Origin of the sequence: Bacteroides oleiciplenus YIT 12058 (assembly GCF_000315485.1) — a bacterium.
Lineage (GTDB): Bacteria > Bacteroidota > Bacteroidia > Bacteroidales > Bacteroidaceae > Bacteroides > Bacteroides oleiciplenus.
Genome location: NZ_JH992940.1, coordinates 735992 through 758219 on the forward strand (window position 1 = coordinate 735992; position 22228 = coordinate 758219).

Genomic DNA, 22228 nt, shown 5'->3' on the forward strand with positions numbered 1-22228 from the left:
TTGCTAATGGTTAATGATTGATTTGAATAATTCAATGTTATGTCCCTCCGGCATATCAGGCATCCAATAAAACTCTACAAAATCGAGAATCTCTTCTAAAGATTCACCGGTCTTGTTCATCAAGATTTTGGTCGCCCTAATTTTCCAACGACAGTATTTCATTCTATGAGAAATACCCATATGGATAGCCCTTTCATACTTCTCAATAGTATCACAGATATTGATAAGGTCTTCGTAGTATAGTGCCTCTTCATTTAAGATACTGCCACTTTCAACCGTATCAACTATAAGCTGATTCTTTTCAAGCCTAATCTTGTTAAGGGCACTACTACTGGCACAGTCATACTTATTGAAAACTGCAACATCACAAGGGGAAAAACTATTTTCTTCCAATAATCCTGAAACATCCTCGTCATCCGGATAGAAGCTGGTGGTTTGCTTATACTTAAAACGAAGATATTCTTTAATGGCAGTCAACAGTTGCCTCTTCATTTTATTATGCAGAGTCAATGCACTTTTAATCTGGTAGGGCATATCCCTTAATACTCGCTGTATATCCATGACAATTCAAGCATTAAATACAAGGTAGTCCTGTTTCATTCAGTGTTTGCACCAATTTCCGGCACATCTCATAAGATGCTTTGTTACGGGGATCGACGCCTCTGTCACGTGATGCCATATAAAGCATACTGGCTTTGACGGCGCGGAAATAGTTCTGCTGGAGCGTAGGATGTATCCTGCAAATGGTAGCGGCAAACTTATCATACTCAAAGCATGAATTATTGAGGTAGGATTCCAGCATCTTTGCAGCTACTTCTTCCCGGTCTTCATAATCATTTCTCGTCTGGCAAGCATTCAATAACGACTCAATATTTCCATATAAGTTTTTAACAGCCACGTTTTCGTTAAAGATATTGGCACAGAAGAGTATAGCATCCTCTTGGCTCGTAAAGGCACGAGTGTATTCGCTGAGACTATCCATATTAAAGGCATAGACTGAGAAGTAGCCATCAGTGCGAAGCATGAGGGTTACGTACCACATCTTTTTGTAGTCATACAATCTGAAAAAGACCGGTTTATCCGTTAACAGTTCGCCGGACATCAACCCTATGTAAAATGCAGGTGTTGCCGTTATCAGGCATTTGTTCATAGTTGCCTTCCTTTGGGCAATGACCGTTGCTCTCGATATGTTAACATCTTCTATTTCTGAAGGCTGTCCGTACAGACGTTCTATACTGTATCCGCGAACTTCTATTTCAGTTCCGTCTACTTCTATCTTATAAATTCTATCATTCATACCACTGTTTTTTTTATTGATTATTTTTTTATTTACGTTTCTTGAGGGTTATAGTCTATGATATCTCGTGCTAAGCAATGCGGACACATTTTGTCGAACCAGTCCCATATGCTAAATCGGTCGGTTCCTTCTTCCCACAGCAAGAAGTTTTGGTCAATATCCTCCTCTTTGTCAATAGGAACTTCGTCAAACAATTCCCACATCCTCCGGAGAATTTCTATGGAGCATGGACCTTCGATAATTGCCATTGCTATGTTCCATATCTCATTGATATCAATGTCCAGATATCTGGTGTAAAGCGTACAGGCAACTTGTTTATCTGTCTTTGTTGTGTATGACTCTACCCAGCGACAACCCTCCTGGCTGATGGCGATAAAGTGATGGGCTTCTTTTGTCTTCTGAACAATATAGCCTGTCCACAGCCTGTCTGAAGCGAGATTCGTAAATTCAGCCATCACAACAGAGCGATGAACTTTCTGGAACATTTCAAGTCCCTCTCTAGGAGAGGAATGCCGTATTTTCCGGTCTGTAAGGAGATTCTTAGTTTTCATCATCCTAAGATTATTTTAACTTACTAACTTTTCTATATACCGAATGGTATTGTCACTGAAGTGTCCTAAAGGTACCAAAGCACATACTGCGCCTTCCTTATCAATCACCAGATCGGATATAAACAAGTTCTTTTCTTCATCATACACCATCGGTTCTCCTTTCTCATCCGTGAGCTTTACCGTACCGCTCTGGCGTTGCATGCTTTCTTTGATGCTTTCCAATTCTTCCATTGTGCTTTTAAGTTTATCAGTTTTCACCGGGATTATTACTGATAGTAGTGGGAAAGTCCGAATCTGAAAGCAGGCAATCATCGAATAGCTCAGGGAATTCCTCATGTTTTTCCAATATCATATCAAAATCTCCACGGTCTATTGCCGCTATTTCATCTTCCAAATCCGCAATATTTTCCAGATGGAAATTCTCTCCCGAAGGGCATCCTAAAGACCATAAACGTTCGTTTGACAACGATGATAGCAGCTCCTTGCGGTATGCCTGCCAATCAATTTGTTCTTTTTTCATATTAAATAGAATTAACTTGATGGGAATAATACGGTTTTACCATACTGTAATCAGATAAATCGAAGATACTCTGAGTGTCAGGGTAGGTCATCCTTTCTTCAAAAGTCGGAGCAAAAAGACGGACTTCACAAACATAATATACATCCTTCAGCTTCTCCATATTCTCATTCACGAAATAATCTACCAAACTTCTCATAGCCTGTCTCTTTTCATAGAAAACATTGTCGCAACCACCCAAAGATTGTTTGTCAGAAACACGGAAATAGCTGAGTGTTGCAATGTGCATTTCAGCTTTCCCCGCCTGCCATGCAGTAAATAATTCGGGATTGTCCTTATCAAATTTTGGTATTGTCTGGGTTGCTATCCAGTTATCTACTACTTTACGATCCTCTTCTTGTGAATCATTATGCAGACATAGGCAACGTTCTTCACCTTTATACTCCACCAGTGTGGGATACTTATTTACAGGACATATCCGAACAAGAATCTCACCTTCTACTAAATCGTCCGTATCGACATGATGTTCTGGGTATTCGTCGACCAAGACTTCATGAGATAAGTAGTCTTCAAGTTCAGCATCCGTGTCGTTTAGTTTGTAACGACCAGACAGCTGCTCTACACTATTAACCTCCTCTGGCTCACCATCAATCCACGACAGGTGACCGACTTTTTTACATTCTGGACACTTATCTGCCCCCCGCGGTAGAAGCATTTTCTTACCGCAATATGTGCAAAATACAAAGTCACCAGTTTCAGCATATATATTCACTGTTTCCAGTTTTATGTTATTTCTTTTAGTCATGTAAGATTGTACTTTTGTGCGAAATAGTTATTTACATCCAAAATCTTTTTCTTATAATAAGGTTGGTTGTCCTTACACCAGTCGGTTAATTCTTGTTTGTTGGCAAAAGGTTTCTGTATGGCTCCGCCACTCATAATTAACTCTACCTGCCATGCAAGGTTTTCAATAAAGTCACCAACTGTCCAACCCTCGTAAATATGCTTGTTCAAGTTTATTTTCATAACAATTCTTTTATTTAAAGTTTAATATATTACAGTCGTAGAGAACTAACTATTTTCAGAACTTTCCACAGTGTCACTGTTCTTATTCTTTAGATGGTGATTCTGATTCTGCGGAGTCCTCTTGACACCCGAGTTCAATACTATCACCTTCTTCAGTCACTTGATAAAAGCGATCACCTTCACCCCATTTCATTGCCTCAATATAAAGTTCAAATGCTTTTTCGAGGGTCAGCCCGTCTGCCGGTATAGAAGCCAATGTTTCACCTAAGCATACCTCACTGTGGGTATAGAAATCCTTGATATAGTTTAAATCTTTGGGATTATTTTCTTCATCAAACCATGAAATAAGAATTTTAGGATTACGCTGGTTGCTTTGGGTTATAAGTTCTCCTATAATTTGCAAAAGCTTGCTTTTGTCAATCTCTGCTTGTCGAAGATATAATTCAAAATCTTGGGCATGTTCTCCTAAATCATCTTGACTGGAAAGGTGCTCTTGTAGTTTCTGAAGCTGTATGCGCTCAACTTCATATTCATCGACATAGATGTTGTCTTTGCTTAGTCTAACGCCAAATAATTCGAAAATACACGCCAGTGCATCTTGTGTACCTAAACCAGATAGTTCCAAGGTGTAATAGTCTATCTGATTCACCTTAGCTGTACGCAATACTTTACTCATTTCCTTTTTGTCTTTTCTGAAATACTTTTGTTGTTACATATTCTCTGATAGTGACACAATTACTTTTGCACCTCCAATAATCGTAGTTCCTTTTGAATGGCAGCCCGGCACAAAAGAATCGTTTGTATACCCGTTACTTTAGAACTTTCAATCAAAAGTCCTTTCTGCACCAGGTCTTTGTACACCTCATTTACAAATTGTTTGGAAATGGAACCATATCCGGATAGATAGGGAGTACGAATTGTAGGCAAATGTATTTTTGGGGCTTCCAATTCAAGAATCTCGCTTTTGAGTTTGAATAAACTTCTTCGATTTGTTTTAAAAGCGACGAACAGGTCGTTTTCAACCGACTTTGTAGAAGTGCGATAATATTCCAGTTCTTCATCTGGAGTAAAGTCCTGCAATTCATTGTGCTTATCCAATAAATAAAACCGGAATGTCTTGCCACTGGAAAGAATCTGCTCCAGCAAAGGAAATGAGTCTCCTCCACGGGACCGGACAAACAAGTCGGATGACAATAAAGGCAGGTTTTACCCAGGACAACATCTGGACAACCATTTTCTCTTTCTTCATAACGAAACCCCTTTTCCGTGAACATTTCCTTCAGCTCCTTGTAAAAAGCATCGTACTGTTCCCGGGACATATGGCCGCCGTTATACCCAGCTTCTACATGAAACTGGGTATCTATGATTTTTATGCTTCTTGTCATACTATTAGTTTTCCAAATTTTCCATTCCTTTGCAATAGTTTTCCAATTCTTCGGAAAAACAAATCAGAGGATCTACCATCAAATTGCTGAGGGGGACTGGTTCCGTTTTATCTTCCATAGTAATATCACTATAACTAATACTCTCAATACATCCGCTGGTTACTCCAGCGTCACCGAAGTATTCAACAGTAAGACTGATAGGGTTTTCCTCAGAACCAATTTTGCCTCCATGTTTCTCAACAAGGTACAGAATAAAATTTCTAGCTTCTTGACGGACACTGTAGAAGCGTGCCTTCAAGTTAGTAAGTTCAGTGCTTTCTTGCTCTTCTTCAAAGTAAATATCTTGACCTTCCATTTCGTTATATTATTTTCTTTTTTGTTGTTACGTAAAACAAATTTCCTTATACTATGGGGCGTTATCTTATTGACTATCATGGGGCATAGTCCACTTTCAGATAAAATGTTCTTCCTTATATACTCCAAGAATTTTCTAAATTATCACTATAGGCAGCAACCAAACCATTCTCTGTATGAAAAACGATTTTATCATAGTATCGTGTAAATTCTCCTACATTACTACGTTCGCACCATTCGAATAAGTTTTCACCTTCATGATTCTCACCACAGCATTGGTTTAGTATATATTCTTTGTCATTAAATTCAATCTGCTGTATCATAACGAGTGTTGAATGTCTTTTTGCACGGCTTTTGTAGCTTTGATTGCCTCCAGCACATTGTCACGGATACTTTCAAGCCAAGATAAATTTTTGAACGCTAAATCCGCATCATTGCTGTAGAGCGTAGTTGATACATTTTCAAATTGATCTTCTACATCAATGCTGATACCTTTATCAGTAAGTGACACTGCGGTAACAGGTGAATCATACCAAGATTTACCGCCAAACCATAGCACGTATGTTGGTTCTTCGATTATTCCATCAAGTAGAATCTTGGAAAGTTCATTTTCCTTAAGTATCGAAATGATATTGCAGATTATATCTTCACGAAGGTTATTTATACGCCCTGTAAAATTGGGAACAACTTTGTTTACAGTTGCTATTGAGATTTTATCCTCGTTGTTACGTTGCCAACTATCAATTAAAACAGCTTTAGGTTCACTGCAATCCTCTGAATAGAAAGCTGAGTCATAACTCATACCCCTGTGAATATCTATCCATGTCTCGGCTTCTTCACGAGAAGGGAATAATGCACATTCGGAAATAGACAGTGTACGGGAAGGATGACAATTCGGTTGGCTGACCTTGAAAGTAACGCCCCATAATTCGTTCATGGATTGTAGTTCAGGGAATACTTCTTCTTTATCCAGCAGATAAACTGTTTTATCGTAATCACTACTTTGAAATATATTTTGTAACCACGTACACATTTCTACTTCTTCGTTGTCCGTAGAAGTATCAAATATGGCAGCAAAACCACCTCCAATTTGGGATATTATAATCAGATCACTATCAAAAATATCTGAACACGTAATTCCGAGGAGTCCATTAGTTGACTTTTGTCGGACAACTATTTTTTCTTTCACTGGTAAGTCACATACTATTTTAGCAAGTTGATTGATTGGTATTTCTTTCATTTTACCTATTTTTAAAAATACTGGGAAATATATTAATGAGATAACTCTCCTCTAAATTCTATTTAAACAACAATATGATAATAAGAAGATGTGACTACCAAATGGGGTATATCTTTATTTCTTCGATTTGCAGCCTCCTATGAGGATGTAGTCTTGTCGAGGTCATCGACATGTCACATCTATCATGGAGGCGGCATAAAATTTCTTGGTCCATCACATCGTGCCTACCAAACAATAGCTTACTCCTTATTTACGCCATTCAGCCATTTTTTTGCTGATATCAATATTATTATCAGTCAACATTTTCTTCAGGACTGCCAACAAGCGCCAACCTTCATCGTTTCTATACATCTCTGCTTTTGCTGTAATGAAAGCAAGTGACTGATATTTATCAAGGCGGTTATTGGTATCATCAATAGCTTTGCAGTTATGAAACCGGATAAGATTTTGCATCGTGTAATACGCTCCAGCACCCTTGTATGCATCAACCCATGTTTTACTTTGAGGAGTGTCGTGTGGCATCTTAAGGCGCATGTCGTTGAACTTTTTTGCTGCGTTATAAAGCTGTGTGACATTACGTGCTTGCTTGATATGCGCTATTTCTTTATACAACGGATAGTAGATTTTATTCTGTAGGTCTGCCTTGAATATGTTACGACTTTTAATACGCTTGTAAGGCACTCCCTTACATTTTCTTTCTTTCAAAGCGTCCACATATTTTTTCAATTGTACAATATAATCTTCCGCCATAGCCATGACCACATCGACATTAAACCAACGGTTTCGATCTACGAAATTTGCAGCATCCTTATCTTCCATTTTCATCTGGGCATATAGCTCGTTCAGCAACATTTTCCACTGATATTCATAGCCTAAGCGGTGAATCATGCGTGTTACTCCCAAAGGTTCTTTAGAACGATACGGTTTATAAGTCATCATATAGAACATCTTCGCCATAATCCAGCGCCGGAACAGGCGATTGTTAGGGACCGTACCTTGTTCAACGATTTGATTAAAAATTGGATCGTCGTCCTCTAGTACTGAAAGTATTCCATTCCTGTTTGAGGCGATATATCCACCCCCATTCGCCCCCTCCATGGCAAACATATGACTTACGTCCACCCCGACATTTCGTAGCGCTTCAATACGTTCCTGTACAGTTTTGAACGATTTAAGTGGTTTGACTGGTATATTCTGGCCGGCCATAGCCAGATAGATAGATCCCAAATTTGAATCCTCACCAACTACTGTTGCTACAGTGGTAAACTCTTTCTTTCCGATTGCGAACTCTGCGCCACATTGAGGACACAAAATTTTTGTTTTTCTTTTCTTTTTACTCATCTTGAAATTAATAAATGGTTGTTAATTGATATCTGGATCTACCCATTTCTTAAGTATTACCAAATCTTTGTCCATTTTGCTTTGCCAGAACCACTTGCCCATTTTTTCAGATTCCCATTTAAGACCATTCAGAATCTGACAAAGGACATATAGTTCCAACTCAAACTGAGCTTTCTCTCGGTGCTCACCAAATAACATAGCATCATCACTCAGCTTCCTTTCGGGCAATGCTCTGAAGTACAAACGTGACTTACTCTCACTCCTCTCCGATGGAATAGAATTCTTGTAGCGGTAGTACAACTTTTCAACTTGTGACAGAAATTCATCTGTATCAATGCTTGGATCAACACCTAAATTACCCTCAAACTCTCCATCTTGTATGATGTATTTGCCGTTCAGTTTCAGACTTCGACTCTGGAAGTCTATTTTGAATTTTGCACCATCTTCAACATTTCGAATCGTCTCCTGATATATATTTTCCATATACTCTTATGATTATCAATTATTTGTACTCGAACCACTGACGCATTACTTTATTATTCTGATTTATACAGCGTAACTAGGTCCTGAGACTTGGGTCAGGACCTAGTATCCTGTATATTGAACCTGGCCCCTTGCACAATACCCGGTTGCGTTACCATTGAGTCTCATTTAGAAGGCACATTACTTTATTAATTTGATATGTACAGCGTGTGTGCTGGCCTTTAACCTCATATACAGCCGATAGCTGGAGATGAGGTGGTGGCCGCAATTAAAGGCTGTCCCATTGAAATCCTAATCTTGACCCATCACTTTGTGCTAAGTTTTATGTTTCATAGAAATTGTTATTATTCAGTCTCGTTAGGCTGGCACATTGCTTTACGAATTTGATATGAGCAGCTATTCTTTACTGGCGGCCACGACAATCAGGAGTCGGTCCCCAGTAACTGTAAAGCTGAACTATTAAAATCCTAACCTTGACTTTTTCACTTCGTGGTAAGTTTTTTTCGTGATTCTCAAAATATCGGCACATATCTTTAAACATTTGATGTATGCCGCGGCTCGAAGCCATAGCGGCGCGTCGGAGTGCTCAGTAGAGAGTTCCGACGCGCAGGGGGGGCTTATTGAGCAGGGCACGCTAAATACTACTCCTTGAATCACGCTATTGTGCTAAAAAAAGTTCTCTAAATAACGACACATATCTTTACTTTTTTGATGTCTCCTGCGTATTTCCAGCTCGGAAGAGTCTGAAGGCGGTGAATAACACGGCCTTCAAGACTTTGTAGAAGCTGGATTAACCACGCGGGCTCTAAACTCTTATTCCTTGAACTTTATCACTGATGTGTTTCAGTTTAATTATGGATGTCAGGCAAGTGACACATTGCTTTAGTTACTTGATATTTACAGGAAAGAACCAGAATCAGGATGGATTCACCGGGTGATTAAACCGGTGAATCAAGTATGGGTTCTGGTATACTAGATCTGTAAATTAAAATTCCTTGCTCTTCATCATTCGCCGTGTGTTCGGTAGGTTCCTATAATGATGCAACCAGCGTGTTATACACGGCACGTCTTGTCAATATGGCGTTCTGCATACAGCCAATGGTCAGGTAACCTGGGATGTTGCTGTTAGTCTTGCCGCGGTTGGCTTTCACGTTCCGCCCCAGGCCCCGGACTATGCAGCCGTCGCTCTTGGTCTTGACATAACCTAAACCACCCACCTTGCGTTTTCCGGTCTCTACGGCTCTCAGACAATCCATTACGAACTTGTTCAGCTCGTCAAGGTCTTTCCGCACATTGCATACCGGCAGTATTTGAGTAGCCCAACTGAACTCCCCGTTGCCTTTGTAGAGGTAGCGGTTCACAGCATTAACGGCTTTTGCCAGTGATACGCCCGGCTTGCCGATTGTACGCTTTTCTATTTCGTTCTGGAATGTCTTGATACGGCTGGAAGATAGCGAGATCATACTGCCTTTGATACTGAATCCAAGAAACTTGAACCACTTATCGGTAGTCAGATATTCCACTTTCTTTGGGTTTAGCTTCATAGTTTTCTCTTCCAGCCGGCTCTGGAGCACGTTCATGGCTTTCTCGTACTCTTCTCCGAGGAACAACATGTCATCCGAATAGCGTGTGTAGAAGCCATTCATTTGCGACAGCTCATCATCAAGTTCATACAGCAGCACATCTGCCAGCCAGCTTGCCACGGCGCATCCTTGTTTCAGGGACTGGAATTGACGCTGAAGGTTGTTGTCCTCGTCGAAGTACAGGTCCGAGTGGTAGTATTTTCGCAACACGTCAATCAGAGTGGAATGACCGTGCTTTGCCTCTACTATGTCAAACGCCTCGTCAATATACTGGAGCAGTACGCTATCGAAATATTTGCTGAGGTCTGACTTCCAGCCAAAGTATCCGTCTTTTTCAGTAGCTGCCATTTTATTACTTATTTCGGTCACAACCTTGCCGCATCCGGTCCCTATTTGGTAGGATTTACACGAGACATGAACCATTTCGGGCATCAGATCGAAAAGCAAGTCATTAGCGATGCTTAATATCACCCGGTCGATAGGTTCGTTCACATAAACCGTGCGAAACTCGCCGTTCTCTTTCGGTATCTGAGCGGTGTGAGGAGGTGAGATTTCATACTTCCCTTTCTGCATGGCATCAGCAATCGCTATCCGGGTGTTTTCATCGGTCAGCAATATGAGCTGATCTTTCCGGATGTCTTTGCCAACGCCTTTCTCAATCGCCTTCGTCCATCTGTCTATCTCAAAAAACTTCTCCAAAATTTTATCTGCCATACTTTTCTCTATTATATAACTTATCTATTTTCTCTTGTATGCAGAGAGCCTTTTTTAAACCGATTGGACTGAATGTCTGTGCTTCAGTACATCCATCATTACTGTAAGTAAGACAGCAAAATGCCCCATCGGGATACTTAACATGTATGCGAGGCTTTCCCCAATGCATATCTAAATAAATTTTACGGGTAAAATAGTCCTCCCCTTCTTGTTCGTCCTCCCATGCCGGAAGAATGTATGTCCGGGACTTTACTTGAGTATCAGGAAACCCTGCCTTGTTGCCCCAAAACCAATCATTTTTTCCAATGATTACTCTTTCATCAGTCAGGATATAGCCATTATCACGGGCTATTTCATCTGCTACAGTAAGCAATATTTCATTTATATTCATAAGCAAAGAATTTATCAAAACCTCCATTTTCATTATAAGGAAAATCCCCAGCATAATATTCATACCACATCGTACCACACTCGGTATGCCGTTTTGTTAACTTATAAATAGCCTTTCCTCTTTTCAGAAACTTGAAACGTGACAAAACCTCAACTTTGTCTATATCCTGAAAACAGTCTTTCCAGTTCTGTTCATCCGTACCGGTTCGTAGAGGAACAGTAGCTTGTTTAAGAATCCATTCGCCAAACCCAATACGGGTTATATATTGATTCTTTTCTATATCCTTCCATGCCGTATCGCAACATTCTTCCAATGTGGGAAAAGAGTTTGGAAATTTAGTACGATCATTCCCGTCACGTAAAATAGCATGCCCATACTTATCGCAAATGATAAACATGATTCCAGGACTACATTCAAAGTCACGCTCACAGTATCCATAAGGAGCATCGCAGAGCCAGCTCCATTCGTGATTGCCCGATGTATTACGAGCAACGTATCGGCGGGGACCACCTTTCTTGGGTTTAACCGACCATACCTCCATGCACTGTCCTCTATCAATATGATGTAATTTTACTTTCAATACTTTCATAACTGATATATTTTTAATGATTTTACAATGTTGTTTTCCAAGAGTAGAGATTCATTTTACCCTTACGGTGAGTAAATCCCAATCTTTTTTTATTATTTTTCATCTTTCTGCTCAGTTTTTCTAAAAAACACTGGGGCATAGCTCGCCCGTTAAGGCGATTTAAGGGCATAACCCACTAGACCACCAGTGCTACAAACTAAGGCAGATACGGCGTCTCACGACGCAATTTTGAGATATAAATAATAGGAATTTGTGGGCATCACCGGGTACAATCCGGACATAGTTTCAATATTAAAGCCCGTGAAAAAAGCGTGAACACTATCGTACTCACGCCTTACTATAAATTAGAAAATATAGTTTTTAAATCAGATGATTATCAGGACCATGTTAATGACACACCGCCTATCTGTTCAATCCGGGTAAAGATTTGCTTTACTCTATTCCAGGTATCCTGGCTGTTAAAAGTCTCTTTAGGAAGGTTGTGCTCAATGATAAGCCGGAGCAACTCTTCATCAGGGCGTGGAATCACAAAAGCGTATTCAAAATTATACACTAATTGCCCGGAATATACTGTGAACTGATACTCTGTTATATTCTCCCTTTCCTTGTCGTAAAGATTAACTTTACCCAAGAAGCATTTACCATGCTCCAAATGAAATGCGTGGATAATGGCACGTGAAATGTCATTGATAGAACTGTCAAATTCACTCGCTCCCCCATTCATTCTATGCCGCATAAAATAAGCAGTCGCCTCTTTTGATAGCTCTTCTAAAGAAAGACTAATATATTTGTTCATATTCGAATCATTTTAAATCCAATGTATAGCTGTGTCTTTTCCTTTCTCATTTGCAAATTTGAGTGCTTTTCCGTAATCCTCAAAAGCACCTAAAAAACCGTTGGCGTAATCTTCATCATTAGATTTATACATATCATGTGTGAATACTCCAAACATACCATGATACTTTTCTTTAATTTCTTTTTTGCTCATACCTTAATTGTTTTGGTTGAAGTTATAATATTCTTTCACTCGGTATATTGTAGCATCTCCGTCTTTATAGTAAAATCTTGCGGACATTAATTCATTTCCTTGCAAATCAGTAATAACTCCATATAAGCATGATTTACACTCTTTAATGACAAGTCTTCTACTTTCATGGATTTTATCAAAAACCACTTTCATTACTATTTTAATTTGAGGGTTATCTATTAAAGAATTTAAGAAGTCTATTAGCCTCTCTTTTATCCCTGCCAACATAAATAACATTGTTTATTTTCCGTTTACGGATAATGTATGCTGGTCTGTTCATAATCTCAAAGTAGGCAAGCCGATAACTTTCTTTGAGAGAAAAAGACTTGTCGGAAGGCTCTGCCTACGACATATAAACTCTCCTTTTTTTGTGTTCCTCTTCTTCATTACTATTTTGTTCCACGCCCATCTAAGACTATTCTCACTCCGTTTACCATGCCCAAATGCCTTAGGTATACTTCATCGGGATAAACATATCTTTTATCACCACCATACATTCTCATTGTGTGAGAACCGTCTATTTGAACACCTGTGTTACCATATCCTGACGGATATTTTTCACCAATAAACACAAGCCTTTCAATGTGAGTATACGCATCTGACACACAAACAATGTGACACCCATCTGTACGAAGAAGGTGTTCAGATCCCGGCTTCATCGTTTTCTTACGTTCTTCAAGTTCTGTGACAATATCAACATCATCACCAAATTTACGTCCTTGATAAATTGGCTCTGATAACTCATAATATCTTTGGGTACAATTAGTTGATACCAATTTTGCTATAATTTCTTTCATTTTTATTTTTGATTTACTCTATAATACTTCGGTCGGAAGCTCTACGTAAAATCCTTAGCAATTGTTTATAGTTTGCTCAGTTAGCTGTTGCAGTGGAAATTCGATTGTATAAAATTCTTCGTTTGTATGTTTGCCGAATGCCTCATATCTGGCATTTCCACCACGGGATATCACGATCTTGTAAAAATCCAAGCTGTTTTCGGGTGGAGTCAGCTCGTCCTGTTCGTCGTCGTCCAGTTCTACAAATACCCACTCTTTGCCTGCCAGCAACTCTTCCATGTCAGGCTCTTCATCTCCCGATTGGAAGAATTCCACCGAACCGTCATAAAACCTCATTGACTGGAAATTATAATCGTCCTTGAAAGGTTTGACAGCCTCAAGCCTTTTTGCCTGTAGCTTACTCCAGTCTTCTGACAAATCAATAAGTGCGAACTCGCAGCAATCCCATTCACTGTTCGTATTTGCCCTGATTAAAATATGTGCTGTCGGTTTGTCTGATGTTTTCATTATTTTGATTTTAATATGTTAATATTCCCATCCTTTGCATATCTTATTGGCATTTAGTAATGTGGAACGCCGTATCCATTTATTTCGGCCTTTCTTAACGTTTCTTCTGAATCTTATAATAGAGTTGTTCCTAATTTTTCTTATGGCTCTATGTTGTTATCCACTAATTATTATTGTGTACAGTAATGGATATTCTTTGATTTCACATAGGCTGGAAATAATCCGATTTTCCAGCGCCTTATGTTGTTCTTGATAGGTCATAATTCACACCTTTATATTAATCCATATTTTTACCTTAATGCTTAAAAAGGTTACTGAAACAGTTATAAGTTACAGTTGTTGCCACTATTACTTATCACTATTGCATAGCTAACCTACATGCACCTATCCAGTTACCTTTTTTATCGTAATTATTCGCAAATAGTTTCTTTTGACAATCCAGGCATATACCCGAAATGATGGTTTCTCGTTCCGGCACACTTAAGTATGGAAAACAATCTTGAGCCGGTTTATTCATAGCAAACCGTAACAGGTAATCCCCATATCGCACCTTTACTTCAGTTGTGTTCTTGCACATACTGCACTCACATTTGACGGTATAGTTCCGTTCTTCGGGTATAATTTTTCTAATTTTTTCCATATTATCGCTTATTTTTAATTTTATATAGCATATCTGATACATAACACCATAATAGCACGTAAATTAGAGAGCCAAGTATTCCTATATAAAGCATGAGCACCACATGTGAAAAAATCCCAATCATATACATGACAAGGAATAGCATTACACCAATATAAAGTATTATTTCATGCAGTTTAATAAGAACACTCAAGTTCTTTTGGACTTGTCGCTTAAAATAGCTTAGGATTGTAATCCGACTGATTTTTCTATTTCTCATAACTTATCTATTTTATTGTTTAATATTCCGATAGTTACAAATTTACAACATCACTCTTCACCTCCCTATTAAATAGGATAACAGCGGGATGCAGATTGTACAGCTAAGTACAATTTAAACAGTCCTACTGCACTGCATCAACCGTGTTATGTCGGGGGATGGGAACGGCGTTTCACAACGCAAAGAAGTTTGTAGAAGTTAAATTTGTAGAGTAAACTGCCTGGGGTTCAAACCCAGCAAAGTGTATATTACAGTTCAAAAAGGCTTTTGAGAAAACGGCGCGAACCCAGTGATTCGCGCCGGAAAAAATCTTTGTGTATCGCGTTTCATTTTTGCGTGTGTTACAAAAAAAGAAAAGGATTGCGTTTTGGTAAAAAAGACAATAAGGAATTTTCGCAAAACAGGGCACACTGATAACGTGTTAAGGCGTTATACAGATGTTTCTACTCCTTAAATCGGCTCCGCGCTTTTCCGCTAAAATCAGCGAAACCTGCAAAAACTTCACTGCGGTAAACTTCACTGCAACTTTCCCCGCAACACAAAAACAGGTAGCATATATCTCACCTATCTTATTAAATTTGTCACAGTATAGCTGCATTTTTTCATACGTACAATCGGACACAATGGTGACGTAATCCTGATATATGTTCAGATGAACGATTTCAGTAAAACGCACATTATTCACCAAGCACTTTTGTATATTCACGCCCAAATACTTTTGGATGTTATATATTTGGTCTATGCTTGGTTTCTTCTTGTACTTTTTTACACGTTTCCCGATTTGGGAAACATAATCTCCAAGACAATACATTTCTCGCATAACATTTCATTTTAGTCATTGCACACATTGGGGGAATCGAACCCCCAATTTTATGCCACGGGATACCGCTTTTGCAATATCCCGTTCATATTGTGTGTTGTCAAGCTGCAACCGTTGCAACTTCTTCTTTCTTCGCTTGCTTCTTTTCTGTTTTTGCAGCTTTCACGGCTTTTACAGCTTCCGCTCTTTCGGCGTTTTCATCTGTATTTTCAACAATCTTTTTTCTTGTCGCTTTCGGAGCTGTTTTCTTTGCAGTTTTAGACTCCATAGAAGCTGTTTTACTTGGCTCGTCTACTTCTTGCAGTTGCTTCAGTACGTGTGCCTCAATGTTAAGCATACTCCACGCACTCTCCGCAATTTTGTAAGAATGTTCTTTCAGCATTTTGTTTGTCGGGTAATCTTCACGAGTTTTTGACTTAGGCGTGATACCAATCCGTTTCTCTATCAAGTCCAAATTGTACGTTGATGTGTCAAAAACTAATTCTCCGGCATTGTACATAAGTATGTCAAACTTGTCTAAGTTACGGAAAATGTTTCCACAACGCAAGTCCTTCTTCGCAAGTCTCTCAATCTCGAATTTGACAGTCCATGTGTTATAAAACATAGATTTCCAAGCATTTTTCAGCTCGTCAACCGTAGGAACTTTACTTTTTGCGTAAAGCGCCACACGTTCAAGCACAATTAGCTCGTCTTTGTTTCTATTACGTAACACGACATTGCTAACAGGACGCTCTAACAGCATAGCTGCAAATTCTGTAAATGAATAAACACTCACGATTTCTCTTTTTTCTACTACGTTAATTGTCTTCATAATGGTATAGTATTAAAATGTACTGAATTGTACATAGTTCGTGGGGCTGGAATCGAACCACCCCCACGATAAGACGTACTTAGTACGTTAGTCGGATAAGTGTATCTTTGTCTATTCTGCAAATAACTAAATGAATGTAGTTCATACGTTCTAATGCAGAATAGATAAAAAGAAGAACGTTAAAATTACATTCAGTCAAGCGAAAAGATTTACCCAATAAGCGGGCAATTCGCTTTGTGTGCTCTATGTTTTACGTAATATATATTTTGCCTAATACAATTTAGCCTTAACTCTTTTTCGTCAAACAGTTCGTTACCGCTTATTTGCTCGAATTATTTTTTTTAGTCGTACCAAAAGTAAATAGTATATTTACGGATTATTCGCACACTGCAAAGTACTAACTTTGCTTTTTGTTCTCTACAAAGAACTTTTTTTTGTCCGTCTCGTTTCCGTTCCGGTGAAAGCTCTTTTTCAAACGATAGTAAAAAAGTCAAATAAAAAATTTCGTTTCGATAAACTTTTAAATCTTTGTTTTTGTCCCTCTCGTTTCCGTTTGGGAACAACACTAAAGTAATAAACTAATTTGGAATAGCAAATTATTTCTATCTTTTTTTTCTAATATTATTCCGTAAATGGCTGAAAGCCAATAAGGTACGCCTACGCGCGAGAGATGTTCATAAACTATTGATATTCAACTATTTACAAACTACCTGTTTTATTGAAAAAAAAATATTTTCTCTATTTTTTCAAAAAACAGGAATATAAGTAGAATAACGAATTGAAAGTTATTTGTAATTATATTTTAAACGTTGATTTTCTGATAGTTAGCAAAACAGAGAATAGCTTTTAAATAGTATATAACGACTAAAAAAGGTTTTTTTGATTAAAATTGATAGCAAATAATATATATAGACATAATTAGAACGACTTTTAATAAAAGACGACCTTATAACCGTTTGATTTACAACAGTATAATAATTTAATATAAAGATTAGGGTAGGTGTGCCCTGAGTGGTGATTCCATACGTGCCCGGAGGGTAAATTTTCAAGTCTCGTTTTTAATTGGATTTTAAGCGTTGCTAGCAAAATAGTTTTCGATTTTATTTTTTGTATGAATATAAGAACACACATAACAAATAATGCATTCTATATTTAAGCAAAATAGCTTTTTGTATTTAGATGAGCAATCAGAATCTATATATTTATATATATTATTACACATACATTCTAATTATATCATTATTACACACTTGCAGTCAAAAGCTGAGAATGAATAGACTATTTGTTTTTCTCATCAAGTTATTGTGTTTTTTCAAACACACAACCTTATATAATACTCCATTCAGGTCTCGCATATACAGTTATGCCTATTTACTTATTTGTTCAGTTTGATACCCTATTTAATGGCGTTAAATATTTATTGTTTTAAATAGAACTTTTTTATTTCGAAGTTTAAATGGTATCTTTGCAATAGATGTATAAATTCTATAAAATCAAAATAATACAAGAATATATTTTAGTATTTGAAACTTGAAATGAAAAACAGGACCCAAATTCTATCATTTATCAAGACAATCAAGCCAAAGACTGTAGTAGATAAAAAGAAAATTATTCAATATTGTTCCCAGATGGGAATACAATTTGCGTTCAATGCCAATAATGATGATCTTAAACGAACCACCTTCAAAGAGTTCCTAACTTGGGCTAATAACGATTCCCCAGAAATAGGCAAAATACTTGTTTATCCAAACCCTTTTGTCACAATTGGCATTGTATCTATGGTGACTCCCGAACAAATTTACCTAGGACCAGCCTTATTTGGAGAAGATGGATTGGTCATCAACAACGTTGAGAAACCAACATCCGGATATAGAGAGGCTACAGAACAAGAGACTCTAAAACTACATCAAGTGCTACTAAATAAAGGCTTTTGTTGGAATCTATGGCAAAATAAATTTGTAAAAAGTATCTATATCCCAAGGCAAAACCAATTTGTAAGATTCCGGTCCTATACCACCAGCCATGAAGGCGTAGGGATATTTAAAAAAATCACAGACACTGGAGATATTGTAATGTATTGCGTTAAATCAGACAATTCTCCAATACAATACTCCCTGCATGAAGTTATAGGAAAAAAGGATTGTTATCAGTTTGCTGCAGCCACCAAAAAAGACATTCGCGCTTTGAAAGACGAATTGTATCAAGTCGGAAAAATCTGGAATGGTTATTATAGTCGGATACAACCTGTTGAATTTTTCGTTAATAACGGCGAGGAATACTGTTACATATCTGATAAAGGCAAGATTGAACATGGACGTAGAAACAACTCGATTGCATGTAAAGAGAGAATCGCTTTTGGTAATATTTTTGCAGACACTAAACAAGCCGAAGATTTTCTGCGCAAAGTACAAGAAATAATAAAGAGTGAATTATGCAAACCGACAGTTGAAGGCAATGCCTTAAAACGCATCAAAGAAGCCCGTAGTTAAACGTTTGCCTTCAAAACATATCCGTCATCCATTTACATGGCAAAATTCAGCACAGGGAAAAAGAAAGCGGTTCTATTGAAGATATTGCCTAAGGATGTTCATATATATAATTTTAAGATACACTCTAAATAGCTTTTAGTTTTAATGTATACCACCTAAAATACCTATAGAACAATATAATATCTTTTTAATATAAAGACAAACCCATAGGGTTTGCTATATAGTCCTCTCTTTTTGGTTCTTTTTCTAAGGCTTAGAAAAAGAACAGTTTCTTTATTAATATTCTATATAATAACCCTATATATACTCTTACTATAAATATATATTATAATATCTTTATATATAACTTATATATTATATAGATGATAGTTTTCCAAGGGGGGGGGTAACCCATTTTAGTTACCCCCTGGATTCAGACATATTTCCAGCATTTCTAATCGGGATCAGGGAAAGATGGATATTTAAGGGATGAAATGAGACGGGTATGTCTCAGTTTTACAATTTCTCTTTCAGCTATATCTTCGACTAATCTGCCCTGTTTGAGATACATCTCACAAAACTTTATCAACTCATCAACATTATTGGTACATGAAAGGATATTCACCAACTTCCCATACACTTCCAGATCGAATGAATAATAAACCCTGTTTCCCAGTTTGTTATTCCACTTCCTCAAAAGTTTCATATGGATGAGTTTCTTTACGGAGTTATTAAACGCATTTTTACTGATTCCCATGCGTTTTATATATTCTGCATTACTCCAGTTAGTTGAAAAGCCATGCTTCTTAAGATATTCAAAATTTATCATATGCAAAATGAAACGGGTCTCTGATGGGGTAAAAAGGTATGAAAGACCTAAAGGATATTCCACGTATAAAAACTTTCTCAGACATTCATTTCTCATCATCTTCTTTGTTTTGTTTTCAAAATTCTAAATTAAAACTTCTACAATTATAAATCTGGTATTTTCAAAATCAAGCTCTGTGCTTCATTAAAGCGTGCAAAAACGTTCAATACCTTTTCAACATTCTGTTCATCAATCCAAGTTTTAGCAACTTGCCAACTTATGGATTTATTAAATTGGTAATTATCCAGTTTAATCGTATGATGTGAAAGCTTTCCTTCTGTAGGCTTCAATCCTAGATCATGCAGCTGGCACAACCCATTCTCAAAAAAGATGCATCCTTTCTCCAGCTTTTGTGCCTGAATCATTCGGATAGTATAATTAACCCTTCCAAGAAACAACCCAGTAGCCCACTCCGTCAATGCAAGTTTATCAATAAAACCAGCATCAATCAGACTCAAAATGTCATCTGGAGTTCCTAAGCAGGGAGTTCTCAGACACTGTTTTTTACACTCTTGACATTTACAACCTATCGGTTTACGTCCAGTTTTCCGTATTATCTTCTCAAATATAGATTCACTCATTACTTTCATGTTAAATATTGATTACTATTCCTTTGCTTGTGTACCCAGATTTTTGGATTTCCATAGTTCTAGAATATATTCACGACCAGCAGGCGTCCATCTTACTTCTTTGTTATATGTATTTGTCTTCCCTTTCTTGTTTTTCCAGTAATATGGGACTACACATTGAAGAAGTGCATGATTCTCATGTACAACTAACTGTTGATTTTTACGTATGCATATTTTCTCTTGCAAGAGGAAATTATGTAATGTCCGGGTACTTATTTGAAGTTCTTCAGCAATTATACTGGACTTGAAATAATCCCGGTTTTCTATGAATTTCTGATAAAATTCAACTTTGGGCTTGTTCTTTGCCGCTTCCTCCTTAAGTTCCTTTATTTCTTCGAAAAGGGTAACAGTTAATTTTAAAGCTTCATCCATTGTTTGGGGTACTGAATAACCACTAACCAAATCAGAGTGTCCCCTACTCGGCTTACCAATAGATTCATTTTTTTGAATCACTGAATCAAATTGTTCTACTTTTAGTTCCAATATCCTGTCACCACACCACTGAGCAAAATCTGCTGACAGCCATTCAGCAAACCCCTGAACTAAAAACTCATCTATCCATGTTGCACCATTAATACCTCTAAGTGTAATCACCTGGCCTTCATAAGATGTGGATTTTCCACCGGAAACCAACGAATGACGGAGTTCCGAAGTGGATTTAAAACGTATCCATACAGCCGGGGATTTTCCATAAGCTTTAGCCATTTCTGTCGCATTCACAAATATTTTACCGTTACCTATTTTGAAAGTTATAGGAAACTTATCCATGAAAGTGAATACAACAGGCGTTTTTTGGTCGATAATAAAGAGGTCAATTCCATTATCCCTAAAACTTCCTGCCCATATTTCCAGTTCCTCACAAAGTCTTTCCATCAGCTTACTTTCATTTTTGAGTAGAAAGACCAGCTTACTTACATCTCTGGGGCGAATGGCGTACAAGGGTTTATCATTCTTCTTAAAAATGATTCTACTACTGGACGGACACAAGTTCTGTGCTTCCCTAGTCTCCATCATCATTGGTCGTTTAAGTACTTTACATAAGTCATATAGACATATCCAAGTTCCATTTGCACCTCCTTCTCTTAAAATTCGTATCGGCTTGTTCCTAAAGTCGATTACCTGATAACCTTCTCTAGTCTTCATCTTCCCGCCTTCTTTTGTTTCTGGAATGATGAGCCTTACGCCTATGAGCCATATCTCTAACAGAACGATAACTTCTATTGGTTTCTCCACATAGCTTATCAAATTCTTTTAATTGCAAAGCACCAATATCTTCCAGGGATACTTCTACATTCTCATTAGCGTAGCGGTAGTAGTAGCCGCCAGTCGAAATATAAAGACCGGTACAAGCAAATGAAATAGATTGAAGGTTACCACCAGAATACTCTGCGGTCGTGTTTAGAGATCTTAGAATACCGATAAGAACTTGTGCACCATTGAAAACTAGTACCAATTTCGAATCTTTAAAAGGTTTTTTCATCATGTTTTAAAAGTTTAGTTATTTGTTCCTCTGATAATCTGTCTTTAACCATTAACGCCAAGCATGTATCTGAAAGTACAATACCGTCTAGTAGCATGTCCGACATTCTTTCCAGTATATGTATTCCAAATGCTGGATCAACGTAGGCTACCAGTGCCAATGCTAAAGATTCGTCAATTAAAAAATGTCCCCTATCGTTCATAATGATTAGACTGTCAGGCTTCAACTCATAAGTGTCACATACGGATTTTATCCAGAATGCAAACTGAGCACTAAAATCTATTACAGTATGTTTATCGGCATTCCCTTTGTTTTGAATATAATGCGTTGCGTCTGCATACGCAATGCCCTTTGCCGATGTGGCGAACAATAGTTCCGGGAACTCTCTGTACTTCATCTGAGTACAGGTAATGTTTTCAATGTTCATTCTCTTTTTCTCATACTTATTTTT

Annotated in this window: 29 protein-coding genes; 1 reads left to right on the forward strand and 28 read right to left on the reverse strand. The window is 37.7% G+C overall.

Annotation, left to right across the window (positions count from 1 at the left end):
- Positions 1–3: 3 nt before the first annotated feature.
- The 23 genes from HMPREF9447_RS03155 to HMPREF9447_RS03275 form a co-directional block, all read right to left on the reverse strand.
- A complete protein-coding gene (locus tag HMPREF9447_RS03155) occupies positions 4–561 on the reverse strand; it encodes a hypothetical protein (RefSeq protein WP_009128002.1) in 558 nt (185 codons plus the stop codon).
- Between the two features lie 13 nt (positions 562–574).
- On the reverse strand, positions 575–1297 hold the full coding sequence (locus tag HMPREF9447_RS27360; RefSeq protein ID WP_009128004.1) for a hypothetical protein: 723 nt from the start codon (positions 1295–1297) through the stop codon (positions 575–577).
- 32 nt (positions 1298–1329) lie between these two features.
- Positions 1330–1851: a hypothetical protein gene (locus HMPREF9447_RS27365; protein WP_009128005.1), complete on the reverse strand. Its 522-nt coding sequence runs from the start codon at positions 1849–1851 to the stop codon at positions 1330–1332.
- A gap of 12 nt (positions 1852–1863) precedes the next feature.
- Positions 1864–2079 (reverse strand): hypothetical protein, encoded by a 216-nt coding sequence (locus HMPREF9447_RS03170; protein ID WP_009128007.1) that lies wholly within the window; start codon positions 2077–2079, stop codon positions 1864–1866.
- Between the two features lie 16 nt (positions 2080–2095).
- Complete coding sequence (locus HMPREF9447_RS03175; protein WP_009128009.1) at positions 2096–2368, reverse strand: hypothetical protein; 273 nt, start codon at positions 2366–2368, stop codon at positions 2096–2098.
- Position 2369: 1 nt separating this feature from the next.
- Entirely contained in the window at positions 2370–3170 is an 801-nt protein-coding gene (locus HMPREF9447_RS27370) for a hypothetical protein (protein ID WP_009128011.1), read from the reverse strand.
- Positions 3167–3391: a hypothetical protein gene (locus HMPREF9447_RS03185; protein WP_009128012.1), complete on the reverse strand. Its 225-nt coding sequence runs from the start codon at positions 3389–3391 to the stop codon at positions 3167–3169. The genes HMPREF9447_RS27370 and HMPREF9447_RS03185 overlap by 4 nt, the downstream gene beginning before the upstream one ends.
- An 82-nt stretch (positions 3392–3473) precedes the next feature.
- Entirely contained in the window at positions 3474–4067 is a 594-nt protein-coding gene (locus tag HMPREF9447_RS27375; protein WP_009128015.1) for a hypothetical protein, read from the reverse strand.
- 59 nt (positions 4068–4126) lie between these two features.
- Positions 4127–4585, reverse strand: coding sequence for a hypothetical protein (locus tag HMPREF9447_RS03195; RefSeq protein ID WP_009128017.1), 459 nt, complete (start codon positions 4583–4585; stop codon positions 4127–4129).
- Between the two features lie 195 nt (positions 4586–4780).
- Positions 4781–5131, reverse strand: a complete 351-nt coding sequence (locus HMPREF9447_RS03200) for a hypothetical protein (protein ID WP_009128018.1) — start codon at positions 5129–5131, stop codon at positions 4781–4783.
- Positions 5132–5449: 318 nt separating this feature from the next.
- Positions 5450–6370 (reverse strand): hypothetical protein, encoded by a 921-nt coding sequence (locus HMPREF9447_RS03210; RefSeq protein WP_009128022.1) that lies wholly within the window; start codon positions 6368–6370, stop codon positions 5450–5452.
- Between the two features lie 246 nt (positions 6371–6616).
- Entirely contained in the window at positions 6617–7711 is a 1095-nt protein-coding gene (locus tag HMPREF9447_RS03215; RefSeq protein ID WP_009128024.1) for a hypothetical protein, read from the reverse strand.
- 21 nt (positions 7712–7732) lie between these two features.
- Positions 7733–8194 (reverse strand): hypothetical protein, encoded by a 462-nt coding sequence (locus tag HMPREF9447_RS03220; protein ID WP_009128026.1) that lies wholly within the window; start codon positions 8192–8194, stop codon positions 7733–7735.
- Between the two features lie 1031 nt (positions 8195–9225).
- Entirely contained in the window at positions 9226–10491 is a 1266-nt protein-coding gene (locus HMPREF9447_RS03225) for an RNA-directed DNA polymerase (protein WP_009128027.1), read from the reverse strand.
- On the reverse strand, positions 10481–10882 hold the full coding sequence (locus tag HMPREF9447_RS27380; RefSeq protein ID WP_009128029.1) for a hypothetical protein: 402 nt from the start codon (positions 10880–10882) through the stop codon (positions 10481–10483). Before HMPREF9447_RS27380 ends, HMPREF9447_RS03225 begins: the two co-directional genes overlap by 11 nt.
- Positions 10869–11471: a hypothetical protein gene (locus HMPREF9447_RS03230; RefSeq protein ID WP_009128030.1), complete on the reverse strand. Its 603-nt coding sequence runs from the start codon at positions 11469–11471 to the stop codon at positions 10869–10871. The genes HMPREF9447_RS27380 and HMPREF9447_RS03230 overlap by 14 nt, the downstream gene beginning before the upstream one ends.
- 376 nt (positions 11472–11847) lie before the next feature.
- Positions 11848–12267, reverse strand: a complete 420-nt coding sequence (locus HMPREF9447_RS03235) for a hypothetical protein (protein ID WP_009128032.1) — start codon at positions 12265–12267, stop codon at positions 11848–11850.
- 12 nt (positions 12268–12279) lie between these two features.
- Positions 12280–12459, reverse strand: a complete 180-nt coding sequence (locus HMPREF9447_RS03240) for a hypothetical protein (RefSeq protein ID WP_009128034.1) — start codon at positions 12457–12459, stop codon at positions 12280–12282.
- A gap of 3 nt (positions 12460–12462) precedes the next feature.
- Entirely contained in the window at positions 12463–12726 is a 264-nt protein-coding gene (locus HMPREF9447_RS03245; RefSeq protein ID WP_009128038.1) for a hypothetical protein, read from the reverse strand.
- Positions 12727–12887: 161 nt separating this feature from the next.
- Positions 12888–13295, reverse strand: coding sequence for a hypothetical protein (locus HMPREF9447_RS03250; RefSeq protein WP_009128039.1), 408 nt, complete (start codon positions 13293–13295; stop codon positions 12888–12890).
- A gap of 54 nt (positions 13296–13349) precedes the next feature.
- Positions 13350–13802 (reverse strand): hypothetical protein, encoded by a 453-nt coding sequence (locus HMPREF9447_RS03255; protein WP_009128041.1) that lies wholly within the window; start codon positions 13800–13802, stop codon positions 13350–13352.
- 1320 nt (positions 13803–15122) lie between these two features.
- Positions 15123–15521, reverse strand: a complete 399-nt coding sequence (locus HMPREF9447_RS03270) for a hypothetical protein (RefSeq protein ID WP_009128049.1) — start codon at positions 15519–15521, stop codon at positions 15123–15125.
- 100 nt (positions 15522–15621) lie between these two features.
- Positions 15622–16332 (reverse strand): hypothetical protein, encoded by a 711-nt coding sequence (locus HMPREF9447_RS03275; protein ID WP_009128050.1) that lies wholly within the window; start codon positions 16330–16332, stop codon positions 15622–15624.
- 1535 nt (positions 16333–17867) lie between these two features.
- On the opposite strand from HMPREF9447_RS03275, the gene HMPREF9447_RS03280 reads away from it, so the two are divergent.
- Positions 17868–18821: a hypothetical protein gene (locus tag HMPREF9447_RS03280; RefSeq protein ID WP_009128052.1), complete on the forward strand. Its 954-nt coding sequence runs from the start codon at positions 17868–17870 to the stop codon at positions 18819–18821.
- A 433-nt stretch (positions 18822–19254) separates the two neighbouring features.
- Here HMPREF9447_RS03280 and HMPREF9447_RS28335 read toward each other — a convergent pair whose 3' ends face one another.
- From HMPREF9447_RS28335 to HMPREF9447_RS03305, 5 genes are all read right to left on the reverse strand, one after another.
- On the reverse strand, positions 19255–19557 hold the full coding sequence (locus HMPREF9447_RS28335) for a hypothetical protein (RefSeq protein ID WP_148374780.1): 303 nt from the start codon (positions 19555–19557) through the stop codon (positions 19255–19257).
- A 215-nt stretch (positions 19558–19772) separates the two neighbouring features.
- Positions 19773–20258, reverse strand: a complete 486-nt coding sequence (locus HMPREF9447_RS03290) for a hypothetical protein (protein ID WP_009128056.1) — start codon at positions 20256–20258, stop codon at positions 19773–19775.
- A gap of 15 nt (positions 20259–20273) precedes the next feature.
- Entirely contained in the window at positions 20274–21440 is a 1167-nt protein-coding gene (locus HMPREF9447_RS27385) for a phage antirepressor KilAC domain-containing protein (protein WP_052315159.1), read from the reverse strand.
- Positions 21430–21780: a hypothetical protein gene (locus HMPREF9447_RS03300; protein ID WP_009128060.1), complete on the reverse strand. Its 351-nt coding sequence runs from the start codon at positions 21778–21780 to the stop codon at positions 21430–21432. The genes HMPREF9447_RS27385 and HMPREF9447_RS03300 overlap by 11 nt, the downstream gene beginning before the upstream one ends.
- Positions 21761–22204, reverse strand: a complete 444-nt coding sequence (locus HMPREF9447_RS03305) for a hypothetical protein (RefSeq protein ID WP_009128062.1) — start codon at positions 22202–22204, stop codon at positions 21761–21763. Before HMPREF9447_RS03305 ends, HMPREF9447_RS03300 begins: the two co-directional genes overlap by 20 nt.
- Positions 22205–22228: the final 24 nt, after the last annotated feature.

What these genes read in the sequence shown, in the direction of transcription:
- HMPREF9447_RS03155 (WP_009128002.1), bottom strand. Translation starts at nt 561, where the DNA reads ATGGATATACAGCGAGTATTAAGGGATATGCCCTACCAGATTAAAAGT.
- HMPREF9447_RS27360 (WP_009128004.1), bottom strand. Translation starts at nt 1,297, where the DNA reads ATGAATGATAGAATTTATAAGATAGAAGTAGACGGAACTGAAATAGAA.
- HMPREF9447_RS27365 (WP_009128005.1), bottom strand. Translation starts at nt 1,851, where the DNA reads ATGATGAAAACTAAGAATCTCCTTACAGACCGGAAAATACGGCATTCC.
- HMPREF9447_RS03170 (WP_009128007.1), bottom strand. Translation starts at nt 2,079, where the DNA reads ATGGAAGAATTGGAAAGCATCAAAGAAAGCATGCAACGCCAGAGCGGT.
- HMPREF9447_RS03175 (WP_009128009.1), bottom strand. Translation starts at nt 2,368, where the DNA reads ATGAAAAAAGAACAAATTGATTGGCAGGCATACCGCAAGGAGCTGCTA.
- HMPREF9447_RS27370 (WP_009128011.1), bottom strand. Translation starts at nt 3,170, where the DNA reads ATGACTAAAAGAAATAACATAAAACTGGAAACAGTGAATATATATGCT.
- HMPREF9447_RS03185 (WP_009128012.1), bottom strand. Translation starts at nt 3,391, where the DNA reads ATGAAAATAAACTTGAACAAGCATATTTACGAGGGTTGGACAGTTGGT.
- HMPREF9447_RS27375 (WP_009128015.1), bottom strand. Translation starts at nt 4,067, where the DNA reads ATGAGTAAAGTATTGCGTACAGCTAAGGTGAATCAGATAGACTATTAC.
- HMPREF9447_RS03200 (WP_009128018.1), bottom strand. Translation starts at nt 5,131, where the DNA reads ATGGAAGGTCAAGATATTTACTTTGAAGAAGAGCAAGAAAGCACTGAA.
- HMPREF9447_RS03210 (WP_009128022.1), bottom strand. Translation starts at nt 6,370, where the DNA reads ATGAAAGAAATACCAATCAATCAACTTGCTAAAATAGTATGTGACTTA.
- HMPREF9447_RS03215 (WP_009128024.1), bottom strand. Translation starts at nt 7,711, where the DNA reads ATGAGTAAAAAGAAAAGAAAAACAAAAATTTTGTGTCCTCAATGTGGC.
- HMPREF9447_RS03220 (WP_009128026.1), bottom strand. Translation starts at nt 8,194, where the DNA reads ATGGAAAATATATATCAGGAGACGATTCGAAATGTTGAAGATGGTGCA.
- HMPREF9447_RS03225 (WP_009128027.1), bottom strand. Translation starts at nt 10,491, where the DNA reads ATGGCAGATAAAATTTTGGAGAAGTTTTTTGAGATAGACAGATGGACG.
- HMPREF9447_RS27380 (WP_009128029.1), bottom strand. Translation starts at nt 10,882, where the DNA reads ATGAATATAAATGAAATATTGCTTACTGTAGCAGATGAAATAGCCCGT.
- HMPREF9447_RS03230 (WP_009128030.1), bottom strand. Translation starts at nt 11,471, where the DNA reads ATGAAAGTATTGAAAGTAAAATTACATCATATTGATAGAGGACAGTGC.
- HMPREF9447_RS03235 (WP_009128032.1), bottom strand. Translation starts at nt 12,267, where the DNA reads ATGAACAAATATATTAGTCTTTCTTTAGAAGAGCTATCAAAAGAGGCG.
- HMPREF9447_RS03240 (WP_009128034.1), bottom strand. Translation starts at nt 12,459, where the DNA reads ATGAGCAAAAAAGAAATTAAAGAAAAGTATCATGGTATGTTTGGAGTA.
- HMPREF9447_RS03245 (WP_009128038.1), bottom strand. Translation starts at nt 12,726, where the DNA reads ATGTTGGCAGGGATAAAAGAGAGGCTAATAGACTTCTTAAATTCTTTA.
- HMPREF9447_RS03250 (WP_009128039.1), bottom strand. Translation starts at nt 13,295, where the DNA reads ATGAAAGAAATTATAGCAAAATTGGTATCAACTAATTGTACCCAAAGA.
- HMPREF9447_RS03255 (WP_009128041.1), bottom strand. Translation starts at nt 13,802, where the DNA reads ATGAAAACATCAGACAAACCGACAGCACATATTTTAATCAGGGCAAAT.
- HMPREF9447_RS03270 (WP_009128049.1), bottom strand. Translation starts at nt 15,521, where the DNA reads ATGCGAGAAATGTATTGTCTTGGAGATTATGTTTCCCAAATCGGGAAA.
- HMPREF9447_RS03275 (WP_009128050.1), bottom strand. Translation starts at nt 16,332, where the DNA reads ATGAAGACAATTAACGTAGTAGAAAAAAGAGAAATCGTGAGTGTTTAT.
- HMPREF9447_RS03280 (WP_009128052.1), top strand. Translation starts at nt 17,868, where the DNA reads ATGAAAAACAGGACCCAAATTCTATCATTTATCAAGACAATCAAGCCA.
- HMPREF9447_RS28335 (WP_148374780.1), bottom strand. Translation starts at nt 19,557, where the DNA reads ATGGGAATCAGTAAAAATGCGTTTAATAACTCCGTAAAGAAACTCATC.
- HMPREF9447_RS03290 (WP_009128056.1), bottom strand. Translation starts at nt 20,258, where the DNA reads ATGAAAGTAATGAGTGAATCTATATTTGAGAAGATAATACGGAAAACT.
- HMPREF9447_RS27385 (WP_052315159.1), bottom strand. Translation starts at nt 21,440, where the DNA reads ATGAAGACTAGAGAAGGTTATCAGGTAATCGACTTTAGGAACAAGCCG.
- HMPREF9447_RS03300 (WP_009128060.1), bottom strand. Translation starts at nt 21,780, where the DNA reads ATGATGAAAAAACCTTTTAAAGATTCGAAATTGGTACTAGTTTTCAAT.
- HMPREF9447_RS03305 (WP_009128062.1), bottom strand. Translation starts at nt 22,204, where the DNA reads ATGAACATTGAAAACATTACCTGTACTCAGATGAAGTACAGAGAGTTC.